25 protein-coding genes are annotated in these 25,682 nt (G+C 73.9%); 8 read left to right on the top strand and 17 right to left on the bottom strand.

Translation table 11 applies throughout. The features are described from left to right. The first annotated feature begins 70 nt into the window (after window positions 1-70). Together ACFYX3_RS10345 and ACFYX3_RS10340 are read left to right on the top strand one after the other, a co-directional pair. Window positions 71-1,525 carry a hypothetical protein gene (locus ACFYX3_RS10345; RefSeq protein ID WP_389010656.1) on the top strand — a complete coding sequence of 485 codons (1,455 nt, stop codon included), beginning with the start codon at window positions 71-73 and terminating at the stop codon, window positions 1,523-1,525. After that, window positions 1,522-2,259 (top strand): Type 1 glutamine amidotransferase-like domain-containing protein, encoded by a 738-nt coding sequence (locus ACFYX3_RS10340; protein ID WP_389010653.1) that lies wholly within the window; start codon window positions 1,522-1,524, stop codon window positions 2,257-2,259. Before ACFYX3_RS10345 ends, ACFYX3_RS10340 begins: the two co-directional genes overlap by 4 nt. On the opposite strand, the gene ACFYX3_RS10335 is transcribed toward ACFYX3_RS10340, so the two are convergent. The 6 genes from ACFYX3_RS10335 to ACFYX3_RS10310 all read right to left on the bottom strand — a co-directional run bounded on the left by ACFYX3_RS10335 (window position 2,240) and on the right by ACFYX3_RS10310 (window position 9,146). Continuing rightward, a complete protein-coding gene (locus tag ACFYX3_RS10335; protein ID WP_389010650.1) occupies window positions 2,240-2,824 on the bottom strand; it encodes a hypothetical protein in 585 nt (194 codons plus the stop codon). The two genes, ACFYX3_RS10340 and ACFYX3_RS10335, sit on opposite strands and share 20 nt — an antisense overlap. After that, a complete protein-coding gene (locus tag ACFYX3_RS10330) occupies window positions 2,821-4,452 on the bottom strand; it encodes a protein kinase (protein ID WP_382656826.1) in 1,632 nt (543 codons plus the stop codon). The genes ACFYX3_RS10335 and ACFYX3_RS10330 overlap by 4 nt, the downstream gene beginning before the upstream one ends. A 179-nt stretch (window positions 4,453-4,631) precedes the next feature. Further along, complete coding sequence (locus ACFYX3_RS10325; protein ID WP_389010646.1) at window positions 4,632-5,831, bottom strand: S8 family serine peptidase; 1,200 nt, start codon at window positions 5,829-5,831, stop codon at window positions 4,632-4,634. A gap of 284 nt (window positions 5,832-6,115) precedes the next feature. Then, on the bottom strand, window positions 6,116-7,273 hold the full coding sequence (locus ACFYX3_RS10320) for an RNA polymerase sigma factor (protein WP_389011502.1): 1,158 nt from the start codon (window positions 7,271-7,273) through the stop codon (window positions 6,116-6,118). Between the two features lie 8 nt (window positions 7,274-7,281). Beyond that, complete coding sequence (locus tag ACFYX3_RS10315) at window positions 7,282-7,689, bottom strand: YciI family protein (protein ID WP_376586953.1); 408 nt, start codon at window positions 7,687-7,689, stop codon at window positions 7,282-7,284. 119 nt (window positions 7,690-7,808) lie between these two features. Next, the gene (locus ACFYX3_RS10310; RefSeq protein WP_389010643.1) at window positions 7,809-9,146 is read right to left on the bottom strand and encodes an MFS transporter; all 1,338 of its coding nucleotides are present in this window, start codon (window positions 9,144-9,146) and stop codon (window positions 7,809-7,811) included. A 97-nt stretch (window positions 9,147-9,243) separates the two neighbouring features. Here ACFYX3_RS10310 and ACFYX3_RS10305 point away from each other — a divergent pair, with 97 nt between their 5' ends. Both ACFYX3_RS10305 and ACFYX3_RS10300 read left to right on the top strand, forming a co-directional pair. Continuing rightward, complete coding sequence (locus ACFYX3_RS10305; RefSeq protein ID WP_389010640.1) at window positions 9,244-10,212, top strand: DUF5937 family protein; 969 nt, start codon at window positions 9,244-9,246, stop codon at window positions 10,210-10,212. 102 nt (window positions 10,213-10,314) lie between these two features. Then, window positions 10,315-11,076, top strand: a complete 762-nt coding sequence (locus ACFYX3_RS10300; protein WP_389010636.1) for a MerR family transcriptional regulator — start codon at window positions 10,315-10,317, stop codon at window positions 11,074-11,076. A gap of 87 nt (window positions 11,077-11,163) precedes the next feature. Here ACFYX3_RS10300 and ACFYX3_RS10295 read toward each other — a convergent pair whose 3' ends face one another. Then, entirely contained in the window at window positions 11,164-13,176 is a 2,013-nt protein-coding gene (locus ACFYX3_RS10295; RefSeq protein ID WP_389010633.1) for an ATP-binding protein, read from the bottom strand. Between the two features lie 370 nt (window positions 13,177-13,546). On the opposite strand from ACFYX3_RS10295, the gene ACFYX3_RS10290 reads away from it, so the two are divergent. Next, window positions 13,547-14,500 carry a hypothetical protein gene (locus ACFYX3_RS10290; RefSeq protein ID WP_389010630.1) on the top strand — a complete coding sequence of 318 codons (954 nt, stop codon included), beginning with the start codon at window positions 13,547-13,549 and terminating at the stop codon, window positions 14,498-14,500. A 27-nt stretch (window positions 14,501-14,527) separates the two neighbouring features. On the opposite strand, the gene ACFYX3_RS10285 is transcribed toward ACFYX3_RS10290, so the two are convergent. Continuing rightward, entirely contained in the window at window positions 14,528-15,451 is a 924-nt protein-coding gene (locus tag ACFYX3_RS10285; RefSeq protein WP_389010627.1) for a zinc-binding alcohol dehydrogenase family protein, read from the bottom strand. Between the two features lie 125 nt (window positions 15,452-15,576). On the opposite strand from ACFYX3_RS10285, the gene ACFYX3_RS10280 reads away from it, so the two are divergent. Further along, window positions 15,577-16,020, top strand: coding sequence for a MarR family winged helix-turn-helix transcriptional regulator (locus ACFYX3_RS10280; RefSeq protein WP_389010624.1), 444 nt, complete (start codon window positions 15,577-15,579; stop codon window positions 16,018-16,020). Here the strand turns inward: ACFYX3_RS10280 and ACFYX3_RS10275 are convergent. Then, window positions 15,962-16,609 (bottom strand): TetR/AcrR family transcriptional regulator, encoded by a 648-nt coding sequence (locus tag ACFYX3_RS10275; RefSeq protein WP_389010621.1) that lies wholly within the window; start codon window positions 16,607-16,609, stop codon window positions 15,962-15,964. The genes ACFYX3_RS10280 and ACFYX3_RS10275 overlap by 59 nt on opposite strands. 91 nt (window positions 16,610-16,700) lie before the next feature. Here ACFYX3_RS10275 and ACFYX3_RS10270 point away from each other — a divergent pair, with 91 nt between their 5' ends. Together ACFYX3_RS10270 and ACFYX3_RS10265 are read left to right on the top strand one after the other, a co-directional pair. Continuing rightward, window positions 16,701-17,096: a nuclear transport factor 2 family protein gene (locus ACFYX3_RS10270; RefSeq protein ID WP_376586970.1), complete on the top strand. Its 396-nt coding sequence runs from the start codon at window positions 16,701-16,703 to the stop codon at window positions 17,094-17,096. 59 nt (window positions 17,097-17,155) lie between these two features. Continuing rightward, window positions 17,156-18,166: an NAD(P)-dependent alcohol dehydrogenase gene (locus tag ACFYX3_RS10265; protein ID WP_389010617.1), complete on the top strand. Its 1,011-nt coding sequence runs from the start codon at window positions 17,156-17,158 to the stop codon at window positions 18,164-18,166. 9 nt (window positions 18,167-18,175) lie between these two features. Here the strand turns inward: ACFYX3_RS10265 and ACFYX3_RS10260 are convergent, their stop codons facing one another. From ACFYX3_RS10260 to ACFYX3_RS10225, 8 genes are all read right to left on the bottom strand, one after another. Beyond that, window positions 18,176-18,967, bottom strand: a complete 792-nt coding sequence (locus ACFYX3_RS10260) for a hypothetical protein (RefSeq protein ID WP_376586975.1) — start codon at window positions 18,965-18,967, stop codon at window positions 18,176-18,178. Window positions 18,968-19,126: 159 nt separating this feature from the next. After that, window positions 19,127-20,065: a hypothetical protein gene (locus ACFYX3_RS10255; protein WP_389010614.1), complete on the bottom strand. Its 939-nt coding sequence runs from the start codon at window positions 20,063-20,065 to the stop codon at window positions 19,127-19,129. Between the two features lie 103 nt (window positions 20,066-20,168). Then, a complete protein-coding gene (locus ACFYX3_RS10250; protein ID WP_389010611.1) occupies window positions 20,169-20,429 on the bottom strand; it encodes a hypothetical protein in 261 nt (86 codons plus the stop codon). Between the two features lie 256 nt (window positions 20,430-20,685). Further along, window positions 20,686-21,513, bottom strand: coding sequence for a 4'-phosphopantetheinyl transferase family protein (locus ACFYX3_RS10245; protein WP_389010608.1), 828 nt, complete (start codon window positions 21,511-21,513; stop codon window positions 20,686-20,688). 7 nt (window positions 21,514-21,520) lie between these two features. Next, window positions 21,521-22,813: an MFS transporter gene (locus tag ACFYX3_RS10240; protein WP_389010605.1), complete on the bottom strand. Its 1,293-nt coding sequence runs from the start codon at window positions 22,811-22,813 to the stop codon at window positions 21,521-21,523. Window positions 22,814-22,937: 124 nt separating this feature from the next. After that, window positions 22,938-23,327: a hypothetical protein gene (locus tag ACFYX3_RS10235; protein WP_376586983.1), complete on the bottom strand. Its 390-nt coding sequence runs from the start codon at window positions 23,325-23,327 to the stop codon at window positions 22,938-22,940. Continuing rightward, the gene (locus ACFYX3_RS10230) at window positions 23,324-24,622 is read right to left on the bottom strand and encodes a glutamate synthase-related protein (RefSeq protein WP_389010601.1); all 1,299 of its coding nucleotides are present in this window, start codon (window positions 24,620-24,622) and stop codon (window positions 23,324-23,326) included. Before ACFYX3_RS10230 ends, ACFYX3_RS10235 begins: the two co-directional genes overlap by 4 nt. After that, on the bottom strand, window positions 24,619-25,623 hold the full coding sequence (locus ACFYX3_RS10225) for an asparagine synthetase A (protein ID WP_376586987.1): 1,005 nt from the start codon (window positions 25,621-25,623) through the stop codon (window positions 24,619-24,621). The genes ACFYX3_RS10230 and ACFYX3_RS10225 overlap by 4 nt, the downstream gene beginning before the upstream one ends. Window positions 25,624-25,682 lie beyond the last annotated feature (59 nt).

Genomic DNA, 25,682 nt, shown 5'->3' with positions numbered 1-25,682 from the left:
CGACGGTCACTCCTGCTGTTGCATCGAGCGACGGAAGGGCCGGACGGGTCGAGTCGTCGAGGAGGAACGGGTGCGGGACGCACTGCTGGGGCTGGCCGGGAATCCGGCCCTCACCGACGAACTGTTCGCCCGGCTGGTGGCGGACGGCGACGAGGACGTCCTGTACGCGCTGGCCGGTCGTGAACGGCTGACCGCCTCTCAGGTCAGGGCGCTGCTCGGCGTCGGCGACCCGGAGGTCACGAGCCACCTGGTGCGCATCGGTCTCGTTCCGTGGCCCGACGTTCCCGAGGACCGTCCAGGACGGGCACTGGACGCGGTGATCGGCGGGGTGGCTCCGCTCGGCATCTGGTGGGAGGCCGCCGCCGATCCCGATCCGGGGGTACGGGAGGAGGTCGCGTACGAAGCCGACGCGCCCGCCGCAGTGCTCGCCGCCCTCGCCCACGACGTGGACCCCGGGGTCGTACGGGGCGCCGCCGGGAACCCGTGCCTCCCGCCCACGTTGTTCCCCGGGCTCGCCCGTCACCCCAGCACCGTCGTCCGCGAGGCCGTCGCCGGCAACGAGAACGCGCCGGCCGCGCTGCTCGCCTCGCTCCTCTCCGACGGCGGCCGGCCGGCACCGACGCGCTGCGGCGCCTGCCACCGGCGCGAAGCCGCCTGCCCCGACCACGCACCCGGCGTGCGGCGCGTCCGGCTGGCGGCGGCCGCACATCCGGCCGTTCCACCGGCGGGACTCGCCGCGTTCCTGGACGCTCCCGAAGCCTGGACGTTCGCGGCCCGCACCGACCTCCCGCCCGGGTTCCTCGACCGGCTCGCCGAACACCCCGACGCCGACGTCCGCGCCGTGATCGCCGCCAACCCCGCCGCCCGTGAAGCCCTGCTGCGTACGCTCGCCTCCGACCCGGACCCGGAGGTCCGCCGGGCCGTCGCCGAGAACCCGGCCGTCCCGCTCGACCTGCTCGCCACCGTCGCCGCGCACGAACGGCTGCCCGACGAGCCGGCGCCACGGGTCGAATCCGCCACGGAAGCCGAGCTCCGCTCCCTCGCCGGCAGTCGGGTGGCGCAGGTCAGGGCACTCGTCGCCGACCGGACCCGGCTGCCGGGCGACCTCGTCGAGCAGCTCGCCGCCGACCCGGACCCCGGGGTGGCCCGGCGGATCGCGGCCCGCCCGGACCTCGCTCCCGAGCAGCTCGCCGACCTCGTGGAGCGCCACGGCCCGCCGGTCTTCAGCGCTGTGGCCCGCCACCCGGACTGCCCCGCCACCGTGTTGCACCGCGTGGCGGCGCACCCGACCACCGGCCGTCGCGTACTGCGGGACATCGCCCGCCATCCGGCCGCCCGCGCGGAGACCCTGCTGCGCTGCCTGACGGCCGAGGACCCGGACGTACGGCGGTACGCGGCCGGCCACCCGGCCCTCCCGGTCGCGGTCCTGGAGTCGTTGCTCCACGGCCCCGACGAAACCCTCGTACTCGCGGCCGCGGAGAACCCGGCACTGCCGGAGACACTGATGAGACGGATCATCGAATGAGTCAGGATTCCCGCCCCGAGCGCCGGCTGGCGCTTCTCGGGGGTGGTTTCTCCACCGACGACGACGGGTTGCTCGACGACTGGGTGCTCGGTCGGGTGCGGGCCGCTCGGCCCAGAGTCTGCTTCGTGCCCACGGCCAGTGGGGACGCCCCCGGCTATGTCGAGCAGTTCCTCGTGGCGTTTCGGTCGCGGGGTTGTGAGCCCCGTGTGCTTCCCCTGTTCCGGCGCGAACTCGACGACGACGCCCTGCGGGCCTTCCTGCTCTCTCAGGACGTCGTGTACGTGGGCGGGGGCAACACCGCGAACCTGCTCGCGGTGTGGCGGGTGCACGGCGTGGACCGGCTGCTGCGCGAGGCCTACGACCGCGGGATCCTGCTGTGCGGGATCAGCGCCGGCGCGAACTGCTGGGCCGACGGCTCGCACACCGACTCCTTCGGGCCGCTGAGACATCTGTCCGACGGGCTCGGTCTGCTGCCCGGCTCGGTCTGTCCGCACTACGACAGCGAGCCGGGGAGGCGCGCGTCCTATCGGGCGGCCGTGGCGGAAGGCACGCTTCCCGGTGGGTGGGCGGTGGAGGACGGCGTCGGGGCGCTCTTCACGGACGGCGTGCCGACCGACGCCGTGAGCCGTGTCCCGCAGGCTCGGCTGTACCGGGTGGAGTCGGACGGGAAGGGCGGAGCGACTGAACGGGCTCTGCCCTGTCGGCCTCTCGGGATCAGTCGCAGCGGTACGTGAAGGCGCCCTCCGCCGTGTGCGCGGTGAGGGACGTGATCACCAGGCGGGCCACGGCGTGGTGGGTGCCTCGCCCCTGGAAGGTCCACAGAAGGTGGAGTCGGGCCTCCTTCCGGCCGCGGGTCAGGGTCTCGCGCAGGGGCGCCGAGCGGGTGCCGTCGCTGCGTTCCCAGTGGTACGTGAGGGTGCCCCGGCGGCCGTCGGTGCGTACGACGCCCAGCACGTTCGCCGTGCCGTCGCAGCCCAGCGGACCTTCGGGAGTCGTGACCGCGACGTCCCGCACGGAGACGCCGGGGCCGTACTCTCGCCAGGCCAGGAGGGCCAGGGCGACGAGGAGGATCAGGGCCGCCGGCACGTACCGGAGCGACCGTCGCCGGCGGCGTGGTGGGGTGCCGTGCCAGATCTGGGCCGCCGTCGGCGTGTTCCCGGCACGTAGGGCGGCGGCCGCGGTCACCCCCGGGCCGAAGCGGAGGACTTCGCCCTCCACCCGGTCGGGGGTCGGGTCCGGTGCCGGGCCCTGGAACCAGTGGCTGCCCAGTTCGGTGGCGCTGTAGTCGTCGTCGTTCACGTGATCACACACCGTCGGATGAAGGTCTGCTGCAGGGAGCCGCCGTTCGCGGCGGGAGGGTCCGTGGTCGCGCGCACTCCCCAGTAGCAGCCGGCGCCCCGGACCACATGCGGGAGCGTGAGGGTGTACGTGTCGGCCCCTTCACGACGGAAGGTCTCCGAGCCGTCGGGTGTGCCGGGCACGCCCTTCTCGTCGCCGGTGAACCACTCGACGAGCAGTGTCACCGGCCCCGGCCCGTCCGTCGTGATCTCGACGGTGGCCTCCGCGTCCGTCGGCCCGATCTGGCGCAGGCTCGTGACGGAGACCGCCGTGACCGAGACCGGCGGCGTCGTCGTCGGTGCGGTTGTCGGTGGCGTCGTGGGTGGGGTCGTGGGCGGAGGGGGTGGCTCCGTGGTCGTCGTCGTGGTCGTGGGCGGCGGTGGTGGCGTTGTCGCCGGCTCGGTTGTCGACTCGGCCGTCGGTGCGGATTCCGGGGGCTCCGTCGAGGCCTGGGGCTCCTCCGTCGTCGGCATCGCCGTCGGCGTCGTACTCGGGTCCGGTGGACCGGCGCTCGGTGAGGTGTTCGTCGTCGCCACGGCCTGGGCGGCCTCGTCCCCGGTCGTCGACGCTCCCCCTGCCCGCGCCGCGAGAGCGAGGAGGAGCGCCAGGACGAGCGACGCCGCGGCCGCCGGCAGCCCCCGGGGGAGGCGTCGCCAGAGGCGTGGTGGCGGTTCGGGCAGGGTCGTCGTGGCGAGCGCGGTCGTGCCCTGGGCCGTACCTCCCGAGGAGGGGAAGAGCAGTGGCAGGAGTGCGGCCAGGGCCGCGAGCCGGCCGCGTCCCCGCTCCTCCCAGTCCGGTCCGTACACAGCTGTGGCGACCGACTCCAGTTCGCTGACGAACGCGTCCGCGTTCTCCGGCCGCTCGTACGGGGACTTGGCCAGGCCGCGGCGGATGAGCGGGCGCAGCGGCTCCGGGGCCTGTCCGTCGGGTACGGGTGCCTCCAGGTGCTGGAGGGCGAGTTCGGCGAAGTTGTCGCCCGCGAAGGGCTTGCGTCCGGTGAGGCACTCGAAGAAGGTCGCGGTCGCCGCGTAGACGTCGGCCGCGGGCGAGGCGGGGGCGCCGTTCCACTGCTCGGGTGCCATGTAGGCGGGCGTTCCGGCGATGCCGGCCCTGGTGTCGCGTCCGGTCGCGATGCCGAAGTCGACTAGCTTGGAGGACCCGTCGGCGGCGACGAGGACGTTCTCGGGCTTGTAGTCGCGGTGGACGACGCCCGCCCGGTGTGCGGCGGCGAGGCCGAGGAGCGAACCCTTGAGGACCGCGAGGGCGGCCTCGGGGCCGGTCGAGCCCTCCCGGGCGAGGAGGGCGCGCAGCGCGACGCCGTCCACCAGCTCCATGACGATGGCCGCTCCCTGCGGCGCCTCGACGTACTCGTAGAGGCCGACGACGTGCGGTGTGTCGAGGGCGCCGAGGAGCCGGGCCTCGGAGCGGAAGCCGCGGACGAACGACGCGTCCGAACGGAGCCGCTCGCTCAGGTACTTGACGGCCACCGGCATGCCGGTCGCGTCGTGGGTGGCCAGCGTCACGCGTCCGCTGCCGCCCGCGCCCAGTTCCCGGGTCTCCGTGTATCCCGGGACCACCCATGCGCTCATCCGCGTCCCCCCTCGGCGCCGTGGCAGCCTTCCTCCACAGGGACAGATTCTGGCCACGGCCGGTTCCCGGCGAAAGGGGGGAAGTCGGTGTTTGTCGGCGGTACGCGCGAACAGCGCGTACGGACAAGGGGATGGCCCCCACGGTGTGGGGGCCATCCCTGCTGCTTCTCACCACTCGGTTACGGCGTGACCTTCAGCAGCTTGTTCGCCGTGCCGGAGGTGGCGTTCTTGATGGCGTCCGGCGTGGCCGCCCCGGTCAGCGCCTCGGCCGTCTCGGCGGGCGTCGCCGACGGGTGGGCCGCCAGATAGAGGGCCGCGGCGCCCGTCACGTGCGGCGTGGCCATGGACGTACCGGAGATCGTCTTGGTGCCGGTGTCGCTGTCGTTCCAGTCCGAGGTGATGTCCGAGCCCGGGGCGTACAGGTCCACCACCGCGCCGAAGTTGGAGAAGTCCGACTGCTCGTCGTCCTTGGTGCTGGACGCGACGGTGATGGCCTCGGGCACCCGGGACGGCGAGCCCTGGCCGGCGTCCGAAGACTCGTTTCCGGCCGCGACGGCGAAGGTGACACCGGAGTCGATGGCGCGCTTGACCGCGGCGTCGAGCGCCTCGTCGGCACCGCCGCCGAGGCTCATGTTCGCGACGGAGGGGCCGGAGTGGTGCTGCGTCACCCAGTCGATACCGGCGACGACCTGCTCGGTGGTGCCGGAGCCGTTGTCGTCGAGCACCCGGACGGCGACGATCTTCGCCTTCTTGGCGACGCCGTGGGCGGTGCCCGCGATGGTGCCCGCGACGTGGGTGCCGTGGCCGTTGCCGTCATCGGCCGAGTCGTCCTTGTCCACGGCGTCGAAGCCGTGGGTGGCGCGGCCGCCGAAGTCCTGGTGGGTGATCCGGACGCCGGTGTCGATGACGTACGCGGTGACGCCCTCTCCCCCGCCGTCGGGGTACGTGTACTTGTCGTCGCCGGCCGTCTCGGTCTGGTCGATCCGGTCCAGACCCCAGGACGGGGGCTTCTCCTGCGTCTCGTTGATGGTGAAGCGCTTGTTCTGCACGACGGTCCCGACGGCGGGGTCGGCGGCGAGCCGCTTGGCCTCCTGGACCGTCAGGCCCGATGCCGAGAAGCCGTTGACCTCGGAGCCGTACGAGCGCTGAAGGGTGCCGCCGTACTTCTTCGCGAGTTCCGCCTTGTTCGCGGATGCGTCGAGGATGACGACGAAGCTGCCGTCGACGGCGCCGGGGGCGCCGAGTCCGTACACGGTCCCCTCGGCCGGGGTGGCCGCCCCGGCGAGGTTGCCGGCGAGCAGGGCCGTGACGGCCGCGGCTGCGACACCCGTGGCTATGGTCGCATTGCGAAAGCGCTTGGATCGCTTGTGAGTTGCCATGAAAGAGGTTCTCTCCTCGTGTTGACGTGTGGGGCGTCAAACGTTCGAGAGAACCCTGTGCGGATTGGCAGGAGCAAATCAAGCGCGAACCGGGGGTACGGGTTATTCAACAAGGTTTCTGAATAAGCCCTCCGCATCGCCTCCACGTCGCACACGCCGTGTCGTGAACTCCTCCGTGAAATGGGCACGTTCACCGGAGATCCGAGTGAGGCGGGGCCGGTCCGCAGCACGGTGTCCCGTCGGCGACACGGGCCGGCGACACCGTCCGTGCCGCCGGCCGGCGTTCAGACGTCGAGGCCCGCGTTCAGACGGGTGTTGAGGCGGGCGGCCTGCCGTGTCAGGTGGTCGCGTTCCAGGAGGTCGGTCGCCTTCCTCGCCGCCTCGGTGTACAGACGCGCCGCCGTCCTGAGATCGCCGGCGCGTTCATGGAGGTACGCCGACACCGCCCCGTACCGCGGAAGTGTCCCGTCCAGCTCCGCGAGCGCCGCCAGGCCGGCGCGCGGGCCGTCGGCCTCGCCCACGGCGACCGCCCGGTTGAGCCGGACGACGGGGCTGTCGGTGAGGCGGGCGAGCTCGTCGTACCACTCGACGATCTGCACCCAGTCGGTCTCCGCGGCCGTGGGGGCGTCGGCGTGGAGCGCGGCGATGGCGGCCTGGGCCTGGAACTCGCCGAGGCGGTCGCGGGCGAGGGCCGCCTGAAGGATCCACACGCCCTCGGCGATGGCGGCGGTGTCCCAGCGGCCGCGGTCCTGCTCGGCGAGCGGCACCAGGCTGCCGTCGGGCGCGATCCGGGCGGCTCGGCGGGCGTGGTGGAGCAGCATGAGGGCGAGGAGCCCCGCCACCTCCGGGTGGTCGCTCACGGCCGCGAGCTGCCGGGTGAGCCGGATGGCCTCGGCCGCGAGGTCGAGGTCGCCGGAATAGCCCTCGTTGAAGACCAGGTAGAGGACGCGCAGCACGGTGGCGACGTCGCCCGGCCGGTCGAGGCGTACGCCCGAGACCGTGCGCTTGGCCCGGCTGATGCGCTGCGCCATGGTCGCCTCGGGCACCAGGTAGGCCTGGGCGATCTGGCGGGTGGTCAGTCCACCGACGGCGCGCAGCGTGAGCGCGACCGCGGACGAGGGCGTGAGGGACGGGTGGGCGCAGAGGAAGTAGAGCCGGAGCGTGTCGTCCACGGAGGGCGCGGGGCCGGGCGCGGGCTCCTCCTCGACGAGGTCCTCGCGCCGGCGCCGGGCGGTGTCCGCCCGGGTCGCGTCGAGGAACTTGCGCCAGGCCACGGTGACGAGCCAGCCCTTCGCATCGCGGGGCGGGTCGTCGGGCCAGACGCGTACGGCCTCCACCAGCGCGTCCTGGACGGCGTCCTCGGCCGCCGCGAAGTCGGCTCCGCGGCGGACGAGGACGGTCAGCACGCTCGGTGTGAGGCTCCGGAGCAGGGCCTCGTCCATGGGACCGGTCACTCCGTGATGGTGGGCGGCGCGGCCATGAAGGGGCGCAGTTCGAGCCACTCGTGGATCGGCTTCCCGCCGGCCCCGGGGGCGGCCGAGAGCTCCCCGGCGAGCTCGAGGGCGCGCTCGTAGCTGTCGACGTCGATCACCATCCAGCCGGCGATGAGGTCCTTGGTCTCGGCGAACGGGCCGTCGGTGACCGGCGGGCGGCCCTCGCCGTCGTAGCGGACCCAGACCCCCTCGGGGGCGAGCCCCTGGGCGTCGACGAACTCTCCGGTCTTCTCCAGCTTGGCGGCGAAGTCGTGCATGTACTGCACGTGGGCCGAGATCTCCTCCGGCGTCCACTGGTCCATGGGCACGAAGCCCTCCGGGCACGGGGCGCCACGGTAGTGCTTCAGCATCAGGTACTTGGCCATGATGTTCTCCTCGGTCCTTGTGCGGCCCATTCTGGTCGCTCTCACACCGGGGACGGAGCAGGGCTCGGGTTCTCGACATCGTCGGCGAAATCATTTTCCGGCGGGGTCACGGGCCTCCCTCACAGGTGCGCGGCCGGGAGGTCGCGGCGGCCGCGCAGGGGGGAGAGGAGGGTCGGGAGGCAGCTCAGGCAGATGAGGGCTCCACCGGCCCAGAGGGCCGCGCGCGGCGAGTGGTGCGCACCGATGGCCCCGGCGAGGGCGGCGGCGACGGCCATCGACCCGGTGAGGAGGAACCGGAAGGTGGCGTTCATACGGCCGAGCAGGTCGGCCGGGGTCAGGCGTTGGCGCAGGCTCACGCCCAGGACGTTGGCCGTCCCCGTCCGCACGGCGAACGCGACCCATCCGGCGACCGCCGCCCACAGTCCGACGCCCCGGTCCATCAGGGGAACCAGGAGGCCCGCCGGGGACAGCCACAGGCCCGCCAGGACCAGCCCCCGGCCGTGGCCGAAGCGGTCGGCCAGCGGACGGGCGAGGCGGGCCCCGAGGAACAGGCCGACGCCGCCGGCCGCCCAGAACAGGCCGAGCGCGCCCGCCGACAGTCCGAGTTCACGGGTGAACACCACGGGGAGCATCGTGTTCACCATCACCGTGCCCAGGTTCCCGACCGCGCCGCTGACCGCGATGGCGCGCAGCTCCGCGTGGCCCAGGACGTGGCGCAGTCCCTCGGCGATCTGGGCGCGCAGGCCGGGTCCTCGGCCGGCCGCGGCGTGAGGCTCCGGCGCGGCCGGGTGCGCGGTCCCCTCCGTCGTGCGCGCGTCGCCACGCCCCATCCGCAGCAGTCGGAGCGCCGAGCCGAGGTGGCCCGCCGCGGCGCAGACCACCGCGAGCGGTGCTCCGAGGAGCTGTACGAGCGCGCCGCCCGCTCCCCGCCCGGCCACGTTGCCCGCGGCCATCAGGCTCACGAGGGCCGAGTTCGCCGGGATCAGGGCGGCGGGGCCGACGAGCCGGGGCAGGACGCTCTGGGAGGCCACGTCGAAGAGGACCGTGGCGGCCCCGCTCAGGAGCACCACCGCGCACAGGACGTCGAAGGTCAGGACGTCGAACCACCAGGCCACCGGGATCCACGCGAACAGCGCGGCGCGCAGCAGGTCCGCCGTGATCAGCACCGTGCGGTGGCGCATCCGGTCGACCCACGCGCCCGCGGGGAGGCCGATGAGCAGGAACGCCGCCGTGCTCAGGGAGGCGAGCAGGCCGACCTGGCCGGGTCCCGCGTCGAGTGCGAGGACGGCGACCAGCGGGACGGCGACGTAGGTGACGTTCGTCCCCAGGGTGCTCAGGACGGACGCGGAGAAGAGGACGCGGAAGTCCCCCGAGCGCCAGGGGGACCGCGTGCCGTCGGGGGTCTGTGCGCGCCGGGGCGACCGGACGCGCCGGGAGGCGGGGAGGAAGGTGGGCATGCCCGGTACGGTGGCCGGTCCTCACAGCCCGGGGCCAATGTTTTAGCCTCACGTAAATCAGAGGAGCGCCGGTGGGCCGGGAAGGGCAGGGGTGTCCGTGCTGGAGATCGAGTTCTCGGCGGAGGACGTCGCACGCACCCGTTTCGCCATCTCACCGCTCTGGGAGGTGGTGGCCGGGGCCCGGGTCCTCGTGGGGGCCGGTGAGCAGGCGCTGCACCGGCGGTGGGCCGAGCAGGTGCGCGCCCGGATCGCGGCCGCGCGGCTCGATCTGACACCGCTGACCTCGCTGGTGCCGGTGCCCGCGCCTTCGATCCCCGGTTTCCTCTGCCCTCCGCCGAGCACGTCCGGCCCGACGCTCGGCGTGGAGCTGGCCGCCCTGCGCGCCACCCCGCCCGAACGGCTCCGGGCCTCCGCGCGCGAGGCGCAGCCCGGCGTCGACGCGCTGCGGGCCGACCCGGAGCGCGGGCTCGGGCGGCTCGCCGACGTGATCGCGGCCTTCTGGGAGCTCGCGATGGCCCCGTACTGGCCCCGTGTCCAGACGCATCTGGAGGCCGACATCCAGTACCGGGCCCGTCGCTTCGCCGAGGGCGGGACGCGGACCCTCTTCGAGGACCTGGAACCCCGACTCGCCTGGAACGCGGGCACGTTGAGCGTGGAGCACCGCTTCGTCCACGGGGCGCGCCGGCTGGACGGGCGCGGGCTGCTGCTCGTGCCGTCGGCGTTCGTGTGGCCACGGGTGTTCTCGACGACGGACCCGCTGTACCAGCCGACCCTGCGCTATCCCCCGCGCGGCATCGGCACCCTGTGGGAGGCGCCGCCGGAATCGGCCTCCCGGGCCCTGTCCGGGGTCCTCGGCCGGTCGCGGGCGCAGCTGCTCGCGGAGCTCACGGCACCGGCCTCGACGACCGACCTGGCCGGACGCACGGGCCTCACCCCCGGCGGGGTGTCGCAGCACCTCGGCGCCCTCCGCGCGGCCGGTCTCGTCTCGGCCCACCGGGCGGGACGGCACGTCCTGTACGCACGCACGCGCGTGGCGGAGGAACTCGTCGCGGGAGCAGGCCGGTGACGGCCCGGTCCTGAGGGTTGAAGCTGCCGTTGCGGCAGCTTCTACCGTCCTGACCAGGGCCGGAGAGACCGGCCCTGCGACGCACTCGTACGGGAGGCGGAGATGGACTGGCCGATCGCGGAGGTCGCCCGGATGGCGGGCGTCACCGCCCGGACCCTGCGGCACTACGACGAGATCGGCCTGCTGCCGCCGGCCCGGATCGCCGCCGGCGGCCACCGCCACTACGGGGAGCAGCAGCTCCTGCGCCTGCAGCAGATCCTCGTGCTGCGGGCCCTCGGCGTGGGCCTGCCCGAGATCGAGCGGATCCTCTCCGAGCAGGTCGACGAGGTGGAGGCCCTGCGCGGTCACCACCGGCGGCTGCTCGCCGAGCGGGACCGGCTCGACGCGCTGGCCGGCACCGTCTCCCGCACGATCGTCGATCTGGAGCAGTCCAGGAAGGACGGCACACCCATGAACGCGATCAACCGACCGGAGAACCTGTTCGAGGGCGTCGAGCCCGCTCTGTACGAGGAGGGTCTGCGCGACTTCCCGGAGCACGCCGAGGCGGTCGCCCGCCGGGTCACCGGGATGACCGCGCGGGACGTCGAGGCCGGGCAGCGCGAGCGTACGGCCTCGATGGTCCGGCTCGCCGAGCTGATGGCCGCCGGTCTGCCGGCCGACGCCGCCCCCGTACAGGCCGAGACGGACGCACAGTACCGGGCCCTGACGGAGCTGCGTGCCGTCTCGGTCGAGGAGTACCGGGCCATCGGGCGCTCCTGCGTGGACAACGAGCAGTGGCGCGCCGCGTACGAGGCGATCGCCCCCGGCCTCGCCGCGTACCAGCGTGACGCGATCGAGGCGTACGCCGCGTCCAGGCTGAGCTGAACCGGGAACGGGCCGCCGGCCTGGGGATACACCCCCTGGTCGGCGGCCCTCGCCGTCATGGCGGGGCGGCACCCTGCGCCACGGGCGTCACCGCTGGGCCAGGCTCGCCGTCGCCGACGGGGTCTGCGCTCCGTCGCGCGGTACGAGGACGTGGGGGCGCGGGTGAGGGGTCGGAGCGCCGGTGGCCGTCGCGGCGAGATCGAGGGTCGCGAGGAGGAGGCGCAGGGCACGGCGGGCCTGCGGGGCGTCGAGCCGGGCTTCGAGGTCCGCGAGGGCGCGGCCGGCACGGTGCCGGGAGCGGCCGGCGCGACCGGCGCGGTGGTCGGCGAAGGCGCGGGCGTAGTGGGCGAGGGCCGTGGCCCAGGCGTCGTCGGCGCAGTCGGGCTGTGCGAGCGCCCGGCGGGCGGTGCGGGCCGCCGCCGCGGGGGCGTGGTGGGCCTGCACCACCGCCAGGGCGGCGAGGCTCACCGCGGGCGAAGGGCCCCCGGGCGCACCGCCGGGGGTGGTGCCCGCCGCCTGCCGGTAGTACCGGGCGGCCGCGGTGGGATCCTGTCGCTGCCAGGCCAGGGTTCCGTGCACATGGGCGATGCGGCCGAGGAGGGCGTCGTCGCCGGAGAGCACGGCCGCGGGCCAGGCGAGGGACAGCAGGTGGTGCGCGGTGCGCGGGTCCCATGCCGTGCTGAGCCAGGCCGCGAGCCATCGGCCGCGCGCGAGGAGCGGGCTGTCGGCGGGCAGCCGGGGCAGGAGTACGCGCAGCCGGTCGCTGCCCTCTCGGGCGTGGTCGTGGACCGCCCACCAGAACCAGAGGTTCAGCATGGCCTCCAGGGCCGTCTCGGCGTGACCGGTCCCCTCCTCGGCACGGTGCACGAGGGCCATCAGGTCGTCGTGTTCGTCCCGGACGGTCTCGATCGCCTGCCGCTGGAGGCCGGTGTTCCACAGGGTCTCGGCGACGGCCGCGACGCCGCGGAAGTGGGCGGCGTGCCGGTCCCTCGTCACCGGGCGCTCGCCCGCCGCCGCGAGCCGTTCCGTACCGAAGTCGCGGGCGGCCCGGGCCATGCGGTAGCGAGGTGGGCGCACCGCGCCCGCCTCGCCGAGGGCCTGGAGCACGCCCGTGGCGCTCAGCATCGCCAGGGCGGACGGCACTTCGTGCGGTGCGAGGTCGGAACCCAGGCACACGAAGACCGCGGCGGCCTCCGTGAAGGGCCCGGCGAAGACGCTGAGCCGGCGCCAGACCTTGCGCTGTGCGGGTTCGCACAGCGCGTGGACGGCCCCGATGGTGGTGCGCATCGTGCGGTGCCGCAGCAGGAGCGGCGCCGGGTCGGACAGCCGGCACTGACCGGCTTCGAGGTGGGTGGCAAGCTCCTCCATCGTCCACTCCCCCAGGCGTCCCGCGGCGAGTTCGAGCGCCAGGGGAACGCCTTCGAGCAGACGGCAGACCCGGGCCACGGCGGCCGGGTCCGCCTCCTCGCTCCATCCGCGCTCCCGCGCGCGGGAGACGAGGAGCTCCGCGGCGGGGGGCGCACCCGCCTGGCCCGGCGCCGGCTCCAGGGGCAGGGGCCCCAGCCTGATCACCTGCTCGTCCCCGAGCCCGAGCGGCCGCCGCGCGGTCACCAGGACCCGTACCGCAGGCTCGGTCATCAGGAGCGTCTGCACCAGACCGATGCACTCCGTGTGCACGGGATCGACGTCGTCGAGGAGGAGGAGCACCTCTGCCGGGTCCGTGGGTACCGGACCGGCATGGACGGTGTGCGGCGGCTTGGCGGGGTCCCTACGTGCCGGCCCGGCCGGTTCGGTGTACGAGGACCCGGCGGGGTCCGGCCCCGCCGGGTCCCACGGCAGTCCGGCCGTGCTCAACTCCCTGGCCACCCGCGCGGTCAGCGCCCGGCGTCCCACGGGGATGCCGTCGTGCCAGCGGACCCGCACCACCGTCCGCCCGGGGCCGTCGACGGGTGGCGTGACGGCGGCCTGGGCCAGCCGGCTCTTGCCCGTCCCGGCCGCTCCCGTCACGGTCACCAGCCGGTGTCCCGACACAGCGGCCCGGAGCGCGGCGAGCTCCCCGTCGCGTCCGACCAGGGCGTCACCGTCACGGAAGCAGTCCACGAACCGGGCGTCGTGTCCTTCGCCCCGATTCCACATCTCCGGCACCGCGCACCATCCAGATCTTCGTTCTCGCCGTCGACCCACCAAAATCGGGAGTCGACACAGAACCCGCAGGTCCCGAATGCAGAACCGTCACTGCACCGGGCGTCACGGCAACCCCAACGCGCTCCCCCGCCCGTGGGTGGCGCGGACGGGAGACGAACCACCCGCCGCAATGAACGGGAGAACACATGACCGATCCGGAGGTCACAATTCCATTGGCTTGAAAGCGATCTGATGAACGTTCCTGGCAGTTGATGATCAGTTCAAGTACTCTTCGAACGCGCCGGGGGCGTCAGGGGATCACCCGGGATCAGAACCTGGGGGGCCTGTGTCCAAAGCCACCACGCTCGACCTGCCGTTTCCGCCTCGCAGCAACCCGAACCAGGCATCCGTCGTACAGCGCCATCGGGACTGGCTCCTCCACCACGAGGGCCTCGCGGTCACCATCGACCTGCCGGCGTACGACAAGTGGGACGTGCCCCGACTCGCCGCGTTCACCAGCCCGGACTCCGCCGACGACGACCTCGTCCTCGCCTCGGACCTGCTCGGCTTCTATTTCCTCTTCGACGACCGGTTCGACTCGGAGCTCGGCCGCTCACCGGCCCAAGTGGCCGAGATATGCACCCGCCTGACGGGCCTTCTGCACGGCGACGGGCCCGCGCCCGACGCCCGTACCCCGGTCGAGCGGGCCTTCGCCGACCTCTGGGAGCGCAGCGCGCGCGGCATGTCGGCGCGGTGGCTGGCCCGCTCCGCGTACAACTGGGAGTGGTACTTCGCGTGCCACCCCGCCGAGGCCGCCGGCCGGCTCGCCGGGCGCCTCCCCGACCGGGAGAGCTATCTGGCGCTCCGGCGCGGCACGGCCGCCATGGAGACCCTCTTCGACATGGTCGAGCGGCTCAACCGGTTCGAGCTGCCGCAGGAGGTGCTGCACCACCCCGCCTTCCGGCGGATGCGCCAACTGGCGGCCGACATACCGTCGTTCACCAACGACGTGCACTCGTACACCCAGGAGCTCGCCCGGGGCGACGTCGCCAACATCGTGATGATCGTCCGCGAGGAGCTCGGCAGCACCCCCGAGGAGGCGGCCGCCGAGGTGATGCGCGAGGCCCAGACGATGGTCGACCGGTTCGTGGAGCTGTCCTCCGAAGTCCCCGAGATCTGCGATCTCCTGGGCCTCTCCCCGGCCGCACGCGAGGCGGCCCGCCTTTACGTCGACGGCCTCGCCTCCTGGATCGCCGGCTACCACCGCTGGGAGATCGACACGGGTCGCTACGGCCACTGAGTCCCCGTACGCCTCCGCCTCCCGGGCTCAGGGGACGAGAACGACCTTGCCCATGTTCCGCCGGGACTCGACGAGTTCATGGGCACGGGCCGCCTCGGCGAGCGGGATCTCGGCACAGACGCGGGGGCGGAGCGTGCCGTCGCGGTGGAGGTCCCACAGCTCGTCGCGCCAGCGCGCGTACAGCTCGGGCTCGCCCCGGGCGATGGCCGCCATCTGGAAACCGATGACGGAGGCGCCGCGGACCAGCAGTTCGTACGCGTCGATCGTGCCGCCGCCCGAGCTGAACGCGACCAGACGGCCGCCGGGAGCGAGGGCCCGCACGGCGGGACCGAGGAGCTCGCCGCCGACCCCGTCGAGGACGACGTCGACCGGTTCGCCCCAGTACTCGTCCTCGTAGAGCACGACCTCGTCGGCCCCGAGGGCGCGCACGAACTCCGCCTTCTCCGCGCTGCCGACGGCCGCGACCACGCGGGAGGCCCCGCCCGCCCCGGCGTACTGCAGGGCGAGGGTGCCGACCGCACTGGCCGCCGCGGTGACCATGACGGAGTCGCCTGGGCGGGGGCGCCCCACCTCGTAGGCGCCGCGCGCCACGAGTCCGCTGCGGACCAGGGCGACGGCGTCGACGGCGGACGCCCGGTCGGGAACGCGGGAGGCCATCGCCTCGTGGACGAGGGCGAGTTCGGCGTAGGCGTGGGAGAAGCAGAGGCCGGTGACGCGGTCGCCCACGGAGAAGCCGGTGACGCCTTCGCCGACGGCGGCGACGACGCCGGCCACCTCACCGCCGAGCGGGCCGGGTTCGGCGGCCTCGCGCACCTTCCGCACGGCGGGCAGGGTGACTCCGACGGCTTCGTTACGGACCAGCAGCTCACCGGGGCCGGGATCCGGCGCGGAAGCCTCCTCGACGAAGAGAACCTCGGGACCGCCGGTCACTTCGTACCGGACACGACGCATGGACACCTCCAGGGGAGACGAGGGCGCGGGGACACGGGATCATCCACTTCATTGGGATCCCCAATGATTCTCACCGTAGAGATAGACCGTTGGGAAGTCCAATGAATTCGCGATAGCCTGCCCCCATGACCCCCACGGAAGACCCGCACGCCCTGGCGCACATCCAGTCCCTGCCGAGCTGGCTGGTCGGCCGCGTGGCGGCGCGCGGCCGGAGTCTGGTCGCCGAGGCGATCGCCGAGGAAGGGCTGAAGCTCCCGCAGCACGCCGTGCTCGCTGCGGTGTCCGAGTACGGCCCGGTCGCCCAGGCCGATCTGGTGCGCAGGCTCGGCTTCGACGCGAAGGACGTGGTCCTCCTCCTCAACCACCTGGAGACGGCCGGCCTCGCGCGACGAGAGCCCGACCCGAAGGACCGCCGCAAGAACGCGGTGACGGTGACACCGGCGGGCGCACAGGTCCTGGCGCGGTGCGCGGAGCTGGCCGAGCACGCCAACTCCGCGCTCCTGGCCCCGCTCAGCGAGGCTGAGGCCCGGCAGCTGATGGAGCTCCTGACCCGGGTGCACGAGGCGTAGCCCCAGCCGGCACCGCCTGGGCCAGGCCCGCGTCGATGATGTGCTCGGCGAGGTCGCGGGCCGCTGCGGCGGGTTCGACGTCGGGCCGGGTCGCACCGGCGGCGAGGAGACCGTCGACGAGGATGAGCAGCTGATCGGCCGCGAATGCGGGCCGCGCGTGCCCGAGGGCGGCGAACTCGTCCGCGAACAGGCCGTGGACCGTACGCCGGTACTCCCTGGTGACCTCGTGTCCGGGGTGCGCGGGATCCGTGAGCGCGAGGTCGGCGGCGAGGTACCGGCAGCCGCGGAAGTCCGGGTCGGCGGCGATGCGACCGAGCCGGTCGACGACCGCGAGGAGCCGGGCCCGGGGATCGTCCCCCGCGGCGCCCATGGTGGCGCGGTACCGCTCCACGTCCTCGGCGGTGCTGCGGCGCAGCACCTCGGCGACGAGACCGTCCTTGCCGCCGAAGTGCTCGTACAGCGAACGACGGGCGACACCGGCCCCCTTGAGGAGGGCGTCCACGCCGACGCCGACTCCCTGACTGTAGGTCAACTCCTGGGCGGCGAGCAGGAGTCGCTCGCGCGGGCCCGGCTTCACGGAAGTACTCATGCAGAGATTCTGCGCCTGTTGACACGGTAGATCAACCGGTCTATCTATATCTCTCGCAGACCGAACGTTCTATCTCTTCCGAGGAGGCGTCATGTCCGTTCGCACGACCGCCGAGGTCATCGCCCGTTTCAACCGCGCGTTCACCGACCGCGAGTCCGCTCTCCTGGCCGATCTGATCGCCGAGGACTGCGTCATGGAGAGCGTCCAGCCCGCGCCGCGCGGGGAGCGGGTCTCCGGACGCGAAGCCTGTACGCAGTGGTGGACCGCTCTCGTCGACGACCTCACCTCGCAGTTCACCCCGCAGGAGGTCATCGTGGCGGGCGACCGCGCCACCATCGTGTGGACCTACCGCTTCGGCGAGGGCCCCGACCAGTGGGTGCAGGGCGTCAACGTCATGCGGGTGACGGACGGCCGGATCGTCGAGGCGCTCGGCTTCGGCAAGACGGCGGGAGAGGTACCGCTCGCCGCAGAGCCGGACGCCGCATGACACCCGGATCCGTCGCCCGACTCCCCTGCCGTCCCCACCTCTCACGAAGGGCTCGACCCATGCGGAGCTACCACCTCTCGCACAGCGGCGCCGGACTCTCCGGCCTCTCCGTCCGCGAGCACGACACCCCCGCCCCCGGCCCCGGACAGGCCCTGGTCGCCGTGCGGGCGACGTCCCTCAGCTTCCGTGAGCTCATGGTGCTCGACGGAACGTACGTCCTCCCCGTCGAGCCGGACGTCGTCCCCGTCTCCGACGGGGCCGGCGAAGTCGTCGCGGTCGGTCCCGACGTCGATGCGGTACGCGTCGGGGACCGCGTCGCCGCCACCCTCTTCCCGTCCTGGCAGGACGGCCCGTTCGCCGTCGAGCACGTCGCCCAGCGCGGCGGCTCCCTGGACGGCATGCTCACGGAGTTCGCCCTGGTCGACGCGGACTCGCTCGTGACCATGCCCGCGCACCTGACGTACGAGGAGGCCGCCACACTGCCCTGCGTGGCGGTCACCGCCTGGAACGCGCTGACCGGCGACGGAGCCGGCGTCCGCCCCGGCGACACCGTCGTCGTGCAGGGCTCCGGCGGCGTCTCCCTCTTCGCGCTCCAGTTCGCCAAGGCGCTCGGTGCACGCGTGATCGCCACGACCGGCAGCTCCGCCAAGACGGCGCGTCTGCGCGAGCTCGGCGCCGACGCCGTCGTCGACTACGCGGCGACCCCCGACTGGGCCGGTGAGGTCCGCTCCCTCACCGGCGGACGGGGCGCCGACCGCATCGTCGACGTCGCCGGGCTGCTGCACGAGTCCGTCCGCGCCATCGCCCTGGCCGGCGCCATCGCCTGCGTCGGCTTCACCGGGAGGACCGCCCCGCCGCTCGACCCCCACGCCCTCTTCGCCTCCGGTGCCACGCTCCGCAGCGTGGCGGTGGGCAGCCGCGCCCAGTTCACCGAGATGAACGAACTGATCGAGGCACACGGGCTCCGGCCCGTCATCGACCGCGTCTTCCCCTTCGACGAGGCCGCCGACGCCTACCGCCACTACGCCGCCGGCACCGCCTTCGGCAAAGTGGTCATCCGCCACCCCTGATCCCGTCCCTCACCGCTCCCAGTACTGGGCGAGTGCCCCCTCGCGGTACGGGGCCGGGCTCACGCTCAGTTCGCCGGCGAACGGGCGGTCGAGGACGAAGACCAGGAGCAGGCTGAAGCCGATGAGGCCGGCCACGGAGGCGACGAAGAGGAGCTGGATCCGCAGCTTGCGCATGCCGTAGAGGAAGGTGAGCGGGACCAGGACGATCGCGCCGCCGAAGGCCAGGACCTGGAGCAGGGGCGGGAGTTCCTGCTCGGCCATGTTCAGGCGGGCGCGGCGCTGGGCGGCGACGTCGTTGAGGTGGGTGACCGCCTCCCGGTAGAAGACCTCTTCGCGCGGGGAGGCCGGGTCGTACGCCTGGAGGACGGTGAAGGCGGACCGGAGGTGCGACTCCGTGGCCCCGTAGCTGGGCTGCCCGGCGCGCATGCGGGGCCACTGGTCCTCGACGACCGCGTGGACGTAGCCGCTGAGGGCGGTGTCGAGGTCGGCGCGGACCGCGGGCGGGAAGGCGGCGGCGTCGCGGGCGATGAGCGCGGCGTCGGTGGCCTCGCTGGAGACGATCGTCTGCGTGCTGTCGAGCTGGGTCCAGAGGGTGACGATGACGAAGGCGAGGATGATGCCGTAGATCGCGCCGAACATCCCCAGCGTCACCCCGACCATGTCGTTGTGCTCTCCCCTGGCCAGCGACGGATACCTGCGGCGGAGCAGCACACTGCCGGCCACGGCGAGGACGACGGTCCCGCCGACGGTGACCACGGCGAGGGTGAAGGTGCTGAAGTGGTTGAGGAGCCAGAGCGACATGTGCGGGGAGTCTAGGTGTGGCTCGCGGCCGTTCCCGACCCCTGGCCGCGATCACGGTGAATGATCACTCGCCCGTGTCGGGGATGGAACACACTGTCGTCAGGCCGCACGGTGCAGAGGCACCCGTCAGCCTTATGCGAGGGAACTGTTGACGGCCTGTCAGAAGCCGCCGCCGCAGCTGAATCCGCCGCTGTGCCCTCCACTGAAGCCTCCCGTGCCCCCGGTGGCCGTGCCCCCGGACGGATTGCCCCGGTACGACGAGCCGCGGGGAGGAGGCGGCGCGGTGAACGTGCGGTGGTCCTCGTGGAACTGGTCCCGCCACCAGCGCCCGAAGCCGACGCCCTCCAGTTCGCGCTCCGTCTCGGCGAGCGCCGGCCCGTCCCACAGGATGTCGGGCAGGTCGAGCTCCTTGAGCGCGCGGCGCAGACCCGCCAGGTCCACGCACGGGCTCGCCTGCGGAGTCGTAGGAACCGGCGCTTCCCCTCCGGGGACGTCGTGCCGGAAGACGTACACGGCGGATCGGCCCTCGTCCGTCACGACCGACCAGCCCCAGACGTCCCGCCCGGCGAGCCGCGCCCTGCGCTGCCTGGCCTCCTCCACAAGGCGGGCCTGTTCGCGCGCCCGCGCGGCGGACTCCTCCTCCGCCACCCGGATCGCCTGCCGGATCTCCCGGCCGACGGGCTCGTACGCCTCGGCGGCCTGCCGCATCGTCTCCTCGTATCGCTGTCTGGTGGTCTCCCAGGCGTCGAAGGCGCGGCGTGCGGCGCGGTGCCGCCACCACGGGACGGTCGCGGCCCGCCGATGGGCCGCCGACAGTTCGGCGGTGGCCTCGCGCACGACGGTGGTGTAGTCGACGACCGCCCGGACCCAGCGGTCGCACGCCTCCGGCGTGCACGCGACCAGGACACCCCGGCCGCCCACCCGCGCCGGGGACCGTACGAAGAAGACGGCAGGCGCCCATTCCCCGTCGAGCAGTCTGCGGTGGGAACACTCGTCGACGCGGACCCGGCCGTGGAGCGGCTCCACCAGCTCACGTTCCTCCTGGGAGGGGTCCAGCTTGCCGTGGTCGGTGAGGTACGGCAGTTCCCGGCGCGCCATCGAGTCCACCCCCGCGATTCCGTTCCCCTCAGCCTTCCCCCTCCGTCGGGCGCCGAAGCCCGCGTACGGTTCCGGTTCGGGCGCGGCGGGCCGCCGCGGGCTCTTACGGGCCGACGACCGGCGCCGGACCGACGACCGTCAGGGGGATGCCCAGGCCCTCGCACATCCGGCGGGCACGGGCGAGCGCGCTGAGCGACGCGGGCGAGGGTTCCGCGGTGGGCAGCTGCATCCTGACCAGGCGCGGGCGGTGCGCGAGGAGGAGCGTCTCGATCTGCAGGGCGGCCGCGGCGCGACTGGAGACGTCCAGGTCGCGCAGGAGCGCGAGGTGCAGGACTCCGTCCTCGACCAGATGCCTGATGAGCATGGTTCCTCCTGCTGCGGCCGGCGCTTCCCGCGCCTCGCCGCAGGACGCTCCGCTCCGTACGGGCACGGCGGAGGGCGGCACGAGCATTATCTGCGCAAACGTGCTCCATGGGCAGTTGTGGCGCGTATGCCGTGTGGTCGTGCGGTTCGTCCGGGCCGCGGCGGACCGCCGCCGCGGGGACGTGCTGCCCCGGCTCGGCAGCACGTCCTGAGGGGAGCGGTCCGGCCGGGATCGCACGTCGGGCGCCGTGTGCTCGTCACCGGCGCAGGGCCACGGCGGCGTGGTGGCCGTCCGGGACGGTGACGTCGGTGAGGAACCAACCGGGTGGGGCGGACGGGACCGGTCCCGCACCGACGTACTCGGCGGCCGGGTCGGCCCCGAGACCGATGCCGAGTCCCTTGAGGTAGGCCTCCTTCCTGGTCCAGACACGGGCGAACGCGGCGGACCGGTGGGCGGGGGTGAGGGCGGCGAGCTCCGCGGCCTCGGCGGGGTGCAGGACCTCCGAGGCCTCGCTGACGGTGTGCGCCGCCGGCACCCGCTCGATGTCCACGCCGACCGGCGTCGACGCGACGGCGATCAGGCTCAGTCCCTCGCAGTGGGAGAGCGAGAAGTGCAGGCGCCCGTCGGTCAGTACGGGACGCCCGTGCGGCTCCCCGCAGCAGGGGCAGGGCGCCCGGGCCACCGACACGGTTCGCGGCGCGACGCCCAGGTGGGCGCCGAGCAGGCGGCGCAGCCCGACGTGCGCGCACAGGTAGGTGGCGCGGTCGCCGGAGCGGCGGAACTCCTCGGCGCGGGCCAGTTCCTCGGTGGCCAGGACGAGGGGGGCGAACCGGGTGACGGTGTCCTGGTGGGCCTCGGTGGCCACCAGCCACAGCTGCGGCCGGACCGGGCGGAGGCCGGGGAGCCGGGGCAGGGCCGTGGTCAGGGGCGGCAGCGTGGTCGGGATCAGCGGGCCGGCCGGAGGAGCCGGCGGGAGTGACGGGGAATCCGTCCGGCCCGCCGGAGGAGCTGCCGGAAGGGGCGGAGAGACCAGCGGGCCGGACGGAAGAGCTGCCGGAAGGGGCGGGGAAACCAGCGGGATCATGTCTGCCTCACACGGAAGTGGCGGTGGGCTCCGGTGCGGTACGGGCCGGGGCGTCGACGCGCGGCGTGGCGGTGGCCGCCCCGCCGCGCAGGGCGACGGACGCGGCGACCGGGGAGAGCAGGGCGAGGCCCGCGCACAGGAGCCAGGTCCCGGTCACGCCGAGGTAGAGCGAGACGGGGGTGAACACCGCGAGGGACAGGGGTGCCGCGCCGATGCCGGAGAGCGCGAAGGTCGACATCGCGGCGCCCATCCGGCCTTCGGGGACGGCCTGCTGGTAGGCGGTGACCAGGGCCGGCCCGTTGAGGCCTGAGAGCAGGCCCACGACGCCGGCCGTGCCGGCGAGGACGACGGCCGAGGGGACGAGGGCCATGGCGGCCATGCCGGCCGCGAGGCCTGCTCCGGTGACCACGAGCTTGGTGTGCGCCGGGATGCGGTGGGCGAGCGCCGCGCCCAGGGCGGCCGACGCGAGCGCGCCGGCGCCGAACACGGACAGGACCATGGCGACGGCGCCGACGCCCCAGCCCTCGTCGGCCGCCCGCAGGGGCAGGGCGACCTCGGCCGGCCAGAGGAAGGCCAGGTCCATGCAGAAGCAGGCGATGAACATCCAGCGCAGGCGCGGGTGCGCGGCGAGCAGGCGGAAGCCGTCGCCGGACCGGCGGAGCAGGGAGGGGCCCTGGGGTGCGCGCTCGGGGCGGGACATGCCGTGCGTGACGTGGGCGGCGCAGGCCAGCCAGACGGCGCAGCCGACGGCCGCGGCCGTCATCGCCACGGGCAGGCCTCCGACGACGACCAGCCAGGCGCCGAGGGGCGAGCCGGCGATGGGGGCGAGCCGCAGCACCATGGAGAAGAGGGAGTTGGCCCGGCCGAGCTGCTCCTGTGGGGCGAGGCGCGGCAGCAGGACGCCGGAGGCGGGGCCCGTGAGGCCGAGCAGGACGCCGTCGACGAGGGCGACGGCGATCAGGGGCCACAGGCTGTGGGTGGTGGCGGTCACCACTGTCCCCGCCGCGAGGACGAGGACGCGGACGCTCGTCGCGCGGAGCAGGACGGCGCGGGGGCCGAGCGCGTCGGCGAGCGCGCCGCCGAAGAGGAGCAGCAGGGCGCGCGGGAGGGTGGCGGAGAGGGTCACGTACGTGACGGCCTCACGGCCGCCGAGCTGGACCGCCGTCCAGCTCATGGCGATCAGGAGGGCGAAGCTGCCCGCCTGGACGGCGGCCTGGCCGATGACGAGACTGCTGACGCGACGCCAGTCGACGACGGGTTCCTTGCCCGCCGGTGCGCTGGTCGTGGGGGTCGTTCCCATGGGGTCGGCTTTCTGTGGTCGAGGGGCGGGACGCGGCGAGCGCGCCGTCGCTTGGGCGGGCGGACAGGGGTGGTGGACGGGGGCCGAGCGGGTCGGGGCGGTGAGGGACGGCAGCTGCCGTCCCTCACCCGGGTGGGCGGATGTGGACGCGGGTTCCGGTGGCCTCGCCCCGGAGGGTGGCCGCGACGGCCAGGGCCACGGCACGGTCGGCGGCGCGGCGCACGGCGCGCCGCCGGCGTGTGCCGAAGGCGCTGGGCCGGGAGGTGGCCGGGGCGGTGGTCCGGGGCGTACGCAGTTCGACGCGCCCGCCGAGGTAGCCGCGGCCCGCCTCGGCGAGGGCGCGCTGGGCCGTGTGCCGGGCGGAGGTGACGAGGCCCGTCCCGCCGTGCGTGACCGCCACGGTGATGCCCGGGGTCTCCCGTACGGAGAAGCAGGCCTGCACGGCGGCCCGGTCTCCGCCGCGCCGGCGGTACACGGCTGTCCGGTCCCCGCCACGCCGGCCGTGCGCGGTCACGGCGCCGCTCCCGCCGGGTCGGCGAGGCCGAGGAGCGGCACGTCGGCGCCGTACGACGGGTGGCCGTCCGGCCACCACAGGTCCTCGGGTCCCAGGGCGGCGACCTCGTACTTGCCCAACGCGCTGATGAGGAGCTGCAGTTCGAGGGCGATGCTGTCGACGAGGCGCTCCAGACCGTGTTCCGGGTCCTCGTCGACGGCCACGAGGGCCGCCCGGCCGAGGCCGACGGCGGTGGCCCCGAGGGCGAGGGCGCGCACGGCGCGGCCGCCCTCCCACATGCCGCCGGTGGCGAGGAGGCAGCCGTCGGGGCGGCCGATGCGGCGCAGGCATTCGCCGAGGGGCAGGCCGACGTGGTCGAGGAAGACGCCGGGAGCCCAGCCGGTGCCGCCCTCGGCGCCGTCGACGGTGACGGCGTCCGCTCCGGCGGCCCAGGCGGTGCGGGCGGCGTGGGCGATGTCGCGGCCCGGGTGGAACTTCACCCAGGTGCGGGCCTTGGGGAAGTTGTTCCGCATGAAGCGCAGCTGCTGACGGAGGATCTCGTCGGTGAAGGTGCCGGGGGTGGCACAGCGCAACTGGCGCTCGCCGTCGGGGTCGAGGACCTCGCGGACGGTGAAGCGGCGGGCGAGCTGCTCGGCCTCGGCGCGGTCGACGACGGTCATGCCGCCGAGGCCGGGCTTGGCACCCTGACCGGTCTTCAGCTCGAAGGCGAGCCGGCCGGTCTCCAGGAGGGGCCGGAAGGCGGGGTCGCTGTAGAGGAGGTTCCAGACCTCGGAGTCGGCGTCCTCGGTGGACTGCTGGACGACGACGCCGCCGATGCCGTCGGGGGCGGCGTCGAGGTAGGCCTCGACACGGGCGAGGAGCGCGGAGCGGGTGGCGTCGCCGGCACGGCGGTAGCCATGGACGGGGATCATGTTCTCCCCGATGACCATGGGGATCCCGAGGCGGGCGGCCTGCCTGCCGGCGTGAACGGCGAGGTCGCCGCTGCCGGCGCGGGTGGAGCCGAACGCGGACAGGTAGAGGGGCAGCCGGGCGGTGAAGCCGCCGACGCGGGAGCCGAGGTCGACGTCCGTGAACTCGGGTTCCCGGGCGAGGTCGATGAGCTTCTCCAGGCGTTGCGGCATGAAGACGGGCGGGACGATGCGCGCCCGGTCGAGGCCGTCGGCGGCGGCGCCCGTACCCGGTCCGTACAGCCGTGTGCCGTACGTGCGGGAGTCGGGGAAGACCTCGGCGGTGCCGTTGCGGGCCCGGGCGCGGATCTCGGGCTCGGGGAAGCCGGGAGTGCTGAGGGCGGTCACGGGGCCACCACCCCGGGGAGCTTCGGGTAGGCGCTGACCTGCCAGAGGGCGTCGAGGCCGGTGAGGAAGCGGACCAGGCGCTGGAGGCCCATGCCGAACCCGGCGCTGGCCGGCATGCCGTCGCGGGCCTCCTTGAGGTACCAGGCGTACTTGGCGGGGTTCTCGCCGCTCTCCCGCATGCGGGTGACGATGGTGGCGTAGTCGGCCTCGCGCTCGCTGCCGGAGACGAGCTCGCCGTAGCCGTGCGGGGCGATCAGGTCGAAGTTGCGCAGGACGCCGGGGCGTTCGGGGTCCTCACGGTCGTAGAAGCCGCGGGAGCCCTTGGGGTAGTCGTTGACGAAGAAGGGGCGGTCGCTCTCCAGGGAGAGGAGCCGTTCGCCGGCCCAGTCGATCTCGCCGTCGGGGTTCTGCGGGTGACCGGCGGCGAGGAGGCGGTCGACGGCGTCGTCGTGGGTGCACACGTCGTACTTGCCGGCGCGGATGTCGGCGAAGTCGCCCTCCACCCGGCCGAGTTCGCTCAGGATCTCGGGGACTGCGGTCCACACGTGCTCGGTGACGTGGGTGAGCAGGCCGGCGGCGATCTCCTGGGCGTCCTCGCGGCTCCCGTCGGCGATCTCCACGTCGATCTGGTGGAACTCGACGAGGTGACGGCCGGTGGTGGCGGTCTCCTCGGGTTCGACGCGCACGTTGGGGGCGACGTAGAACAGCCGGGGGAAGCCGCGCAGGGACGCCTGCTTGTAGAGGATGGCGCTGGTCATCAGCTTGTACGGGTGACCGTAGTAGTCGACGTCGAGGGCCTTGGCCCCGCGGCCGCCGGGGTCGGTGACGGGCCCGACGAGCGGGGGCAGCAGCTCGGTGAAGCCCTCGCCGCGCAGGAACGCGCGGGCGGCGTGGAGGGCTTCCTGCTGGACGAGCATGGCGGCGCGCAACCGGGGCGAGCGGAGGTGTTCGCCCAGCGGGGGCGGGGTGGCCGGTGCGCCGGCGGGAAGGGGCTGCTCCATGACGGGGGCTCCTTTTCTGGATCGTCGGGCGGCTGAGTACGGGGATGTGTACGAGGCTG

This window comes from Streptomyces sp. NPDC002463 (genome assembly GCF_042889835.1).
Lineage (GTDB): Bacteria > Actinomycetota > Actinomycetes > Streptomycetales > Streptomycetaceae > Streptomyces > Streptomyces nymphaeiformis.
The sequence above is the reverse complement of the archived record's forward strand: the minus strand, read 5'-3'. Positions and strand labels throughout refer to the sequence as shown.

Coding starts and splice junctions, on each gene's coding strand:
- ACFYX3_RS10340 (WP_389010653.1), top strand. CDS start 1,522: ATGAGTCAGGATTCCCGCCCCGAGCGCCGGCTGGCGCTTCTCGGGGGT.
- ACFYX3_RS10330 (WP_382656826.1), bottom strand. CDS start 4,452: ATGAGCGCATGGGTGGTCCCGGGATACACGGAGACCCGGGAACTGGGC.
- ACFYX3_RS10325 (WP_389010646.1), bottom strand. CDS start 5,831: ATGGCAACTCACAAGCGATCCAAGCGCTTTCGCAATGCGACCATAGCC.
- ACFYX3_RS10320 (WP_389011502.1), bottom strand. CDS start 7,273: ATGGACGAGGCCCTGCTCCGGAGCCTCACACCGAGCGTGCTGACCGTC.
- ACFYX3_RS10315 (WP_376586953.1), bottom strand. CDS start 7,689: ATGGCCAAGTACCTGATGCTGAAGCACTACCGTGGCGCCCCGTGCCCG.
- ACFYX3_RS10310 (WP_389010643.1), bottom strand. CDS start 9,146: ATGCCCACCTTCCTCCCCGCCTCCCGGCGCGTCCGGTCGCCCCGGCGC.
- ACFYX3_RS10300 (WP_389010636.1), top strand. CDS start 10,315: ATGGACTGGCCGATCGCGGAGGTCGCCCGGATGGCGGGCGTCACCGCC.
- ACFYX3_RS10285 (WP_389010627.1), bottom strand. CDS start 15,451: ATGCGTCGTGTCCGGTACGAAGTGACCGGCGGTCCCGAGGTTCTCTTC.
- ACFYX3_RS10280 (WP_389010624.1), top strand. CDS start 15,577: ATGACCCCCACGGAAGACCCGCACGCCCTGGCGCACATCCAGTCCCTG.
- ACFYX3_RS10275 (WP_389010621.1), bottom strand. CDS start 16,609: ATGAGTACTTCCGTGAAGCCGGGCCCGCGCGAGCGACTCCTGCTCGCC.
- ACFYX3_RS10270 (WP_376586970.1), top strand. CDS start 16,701: ATGTCCGTTCGCACGACCGCCGAGGTCATCGCCCGTTTCAACCGCGCG.
- ACFYX3_RS10265 (WP_389010617.1), top strand. CDS start 17,156: ATGCGGAGCTACCACCTCTCGCACAGCGGCGCCGGACTCTCCGGCCTC.
- ACFYX3_RS10260 (WP_376586975.1), bottom strand. CDS start 18,967: ATGTCGCTCTGGCTCCTCAACCACTTCAGCACCTTCACCCTCGCCGTG.
- ACFYX3_RS10255 (WP_389010614.1), bottom strand. CDS start 20,065: ATGGCGCGCCGGGAACTGCCGTACCTCACCGACCACGGCAAGCTGGAC.
- ACFYX3_RS10250 (WP_389010611.1), bottom strand. CDS start 20,429: ATGCTCATCAGGCATCTGGTCGAGGACGGAGTCCTGCACCTCGCGCTC.
- ACFYX3_RS10245 (WP_389010608.1), bottom strand. CDS start 21,513: ATGATCCCGCTGGTTTCCCCGCCCCTTCCGGCAGCTCTTCCGTCCGGC.
- ACFYX3_RS10240 (WP_389010605.1), bottom strand. CDS start 22,813: ATGGGAACGACCCCCACGACCAGCGCACCGGCGGGCAAGGAACCCGTC.
- ACFYX3_RS10225 (WP_376586987.1), bottom strand. CDS start 25,623: ATGGAGCAGCCCCTTCCCGCCGGCGCACCGGCCACCCCGCCCCCGCTG.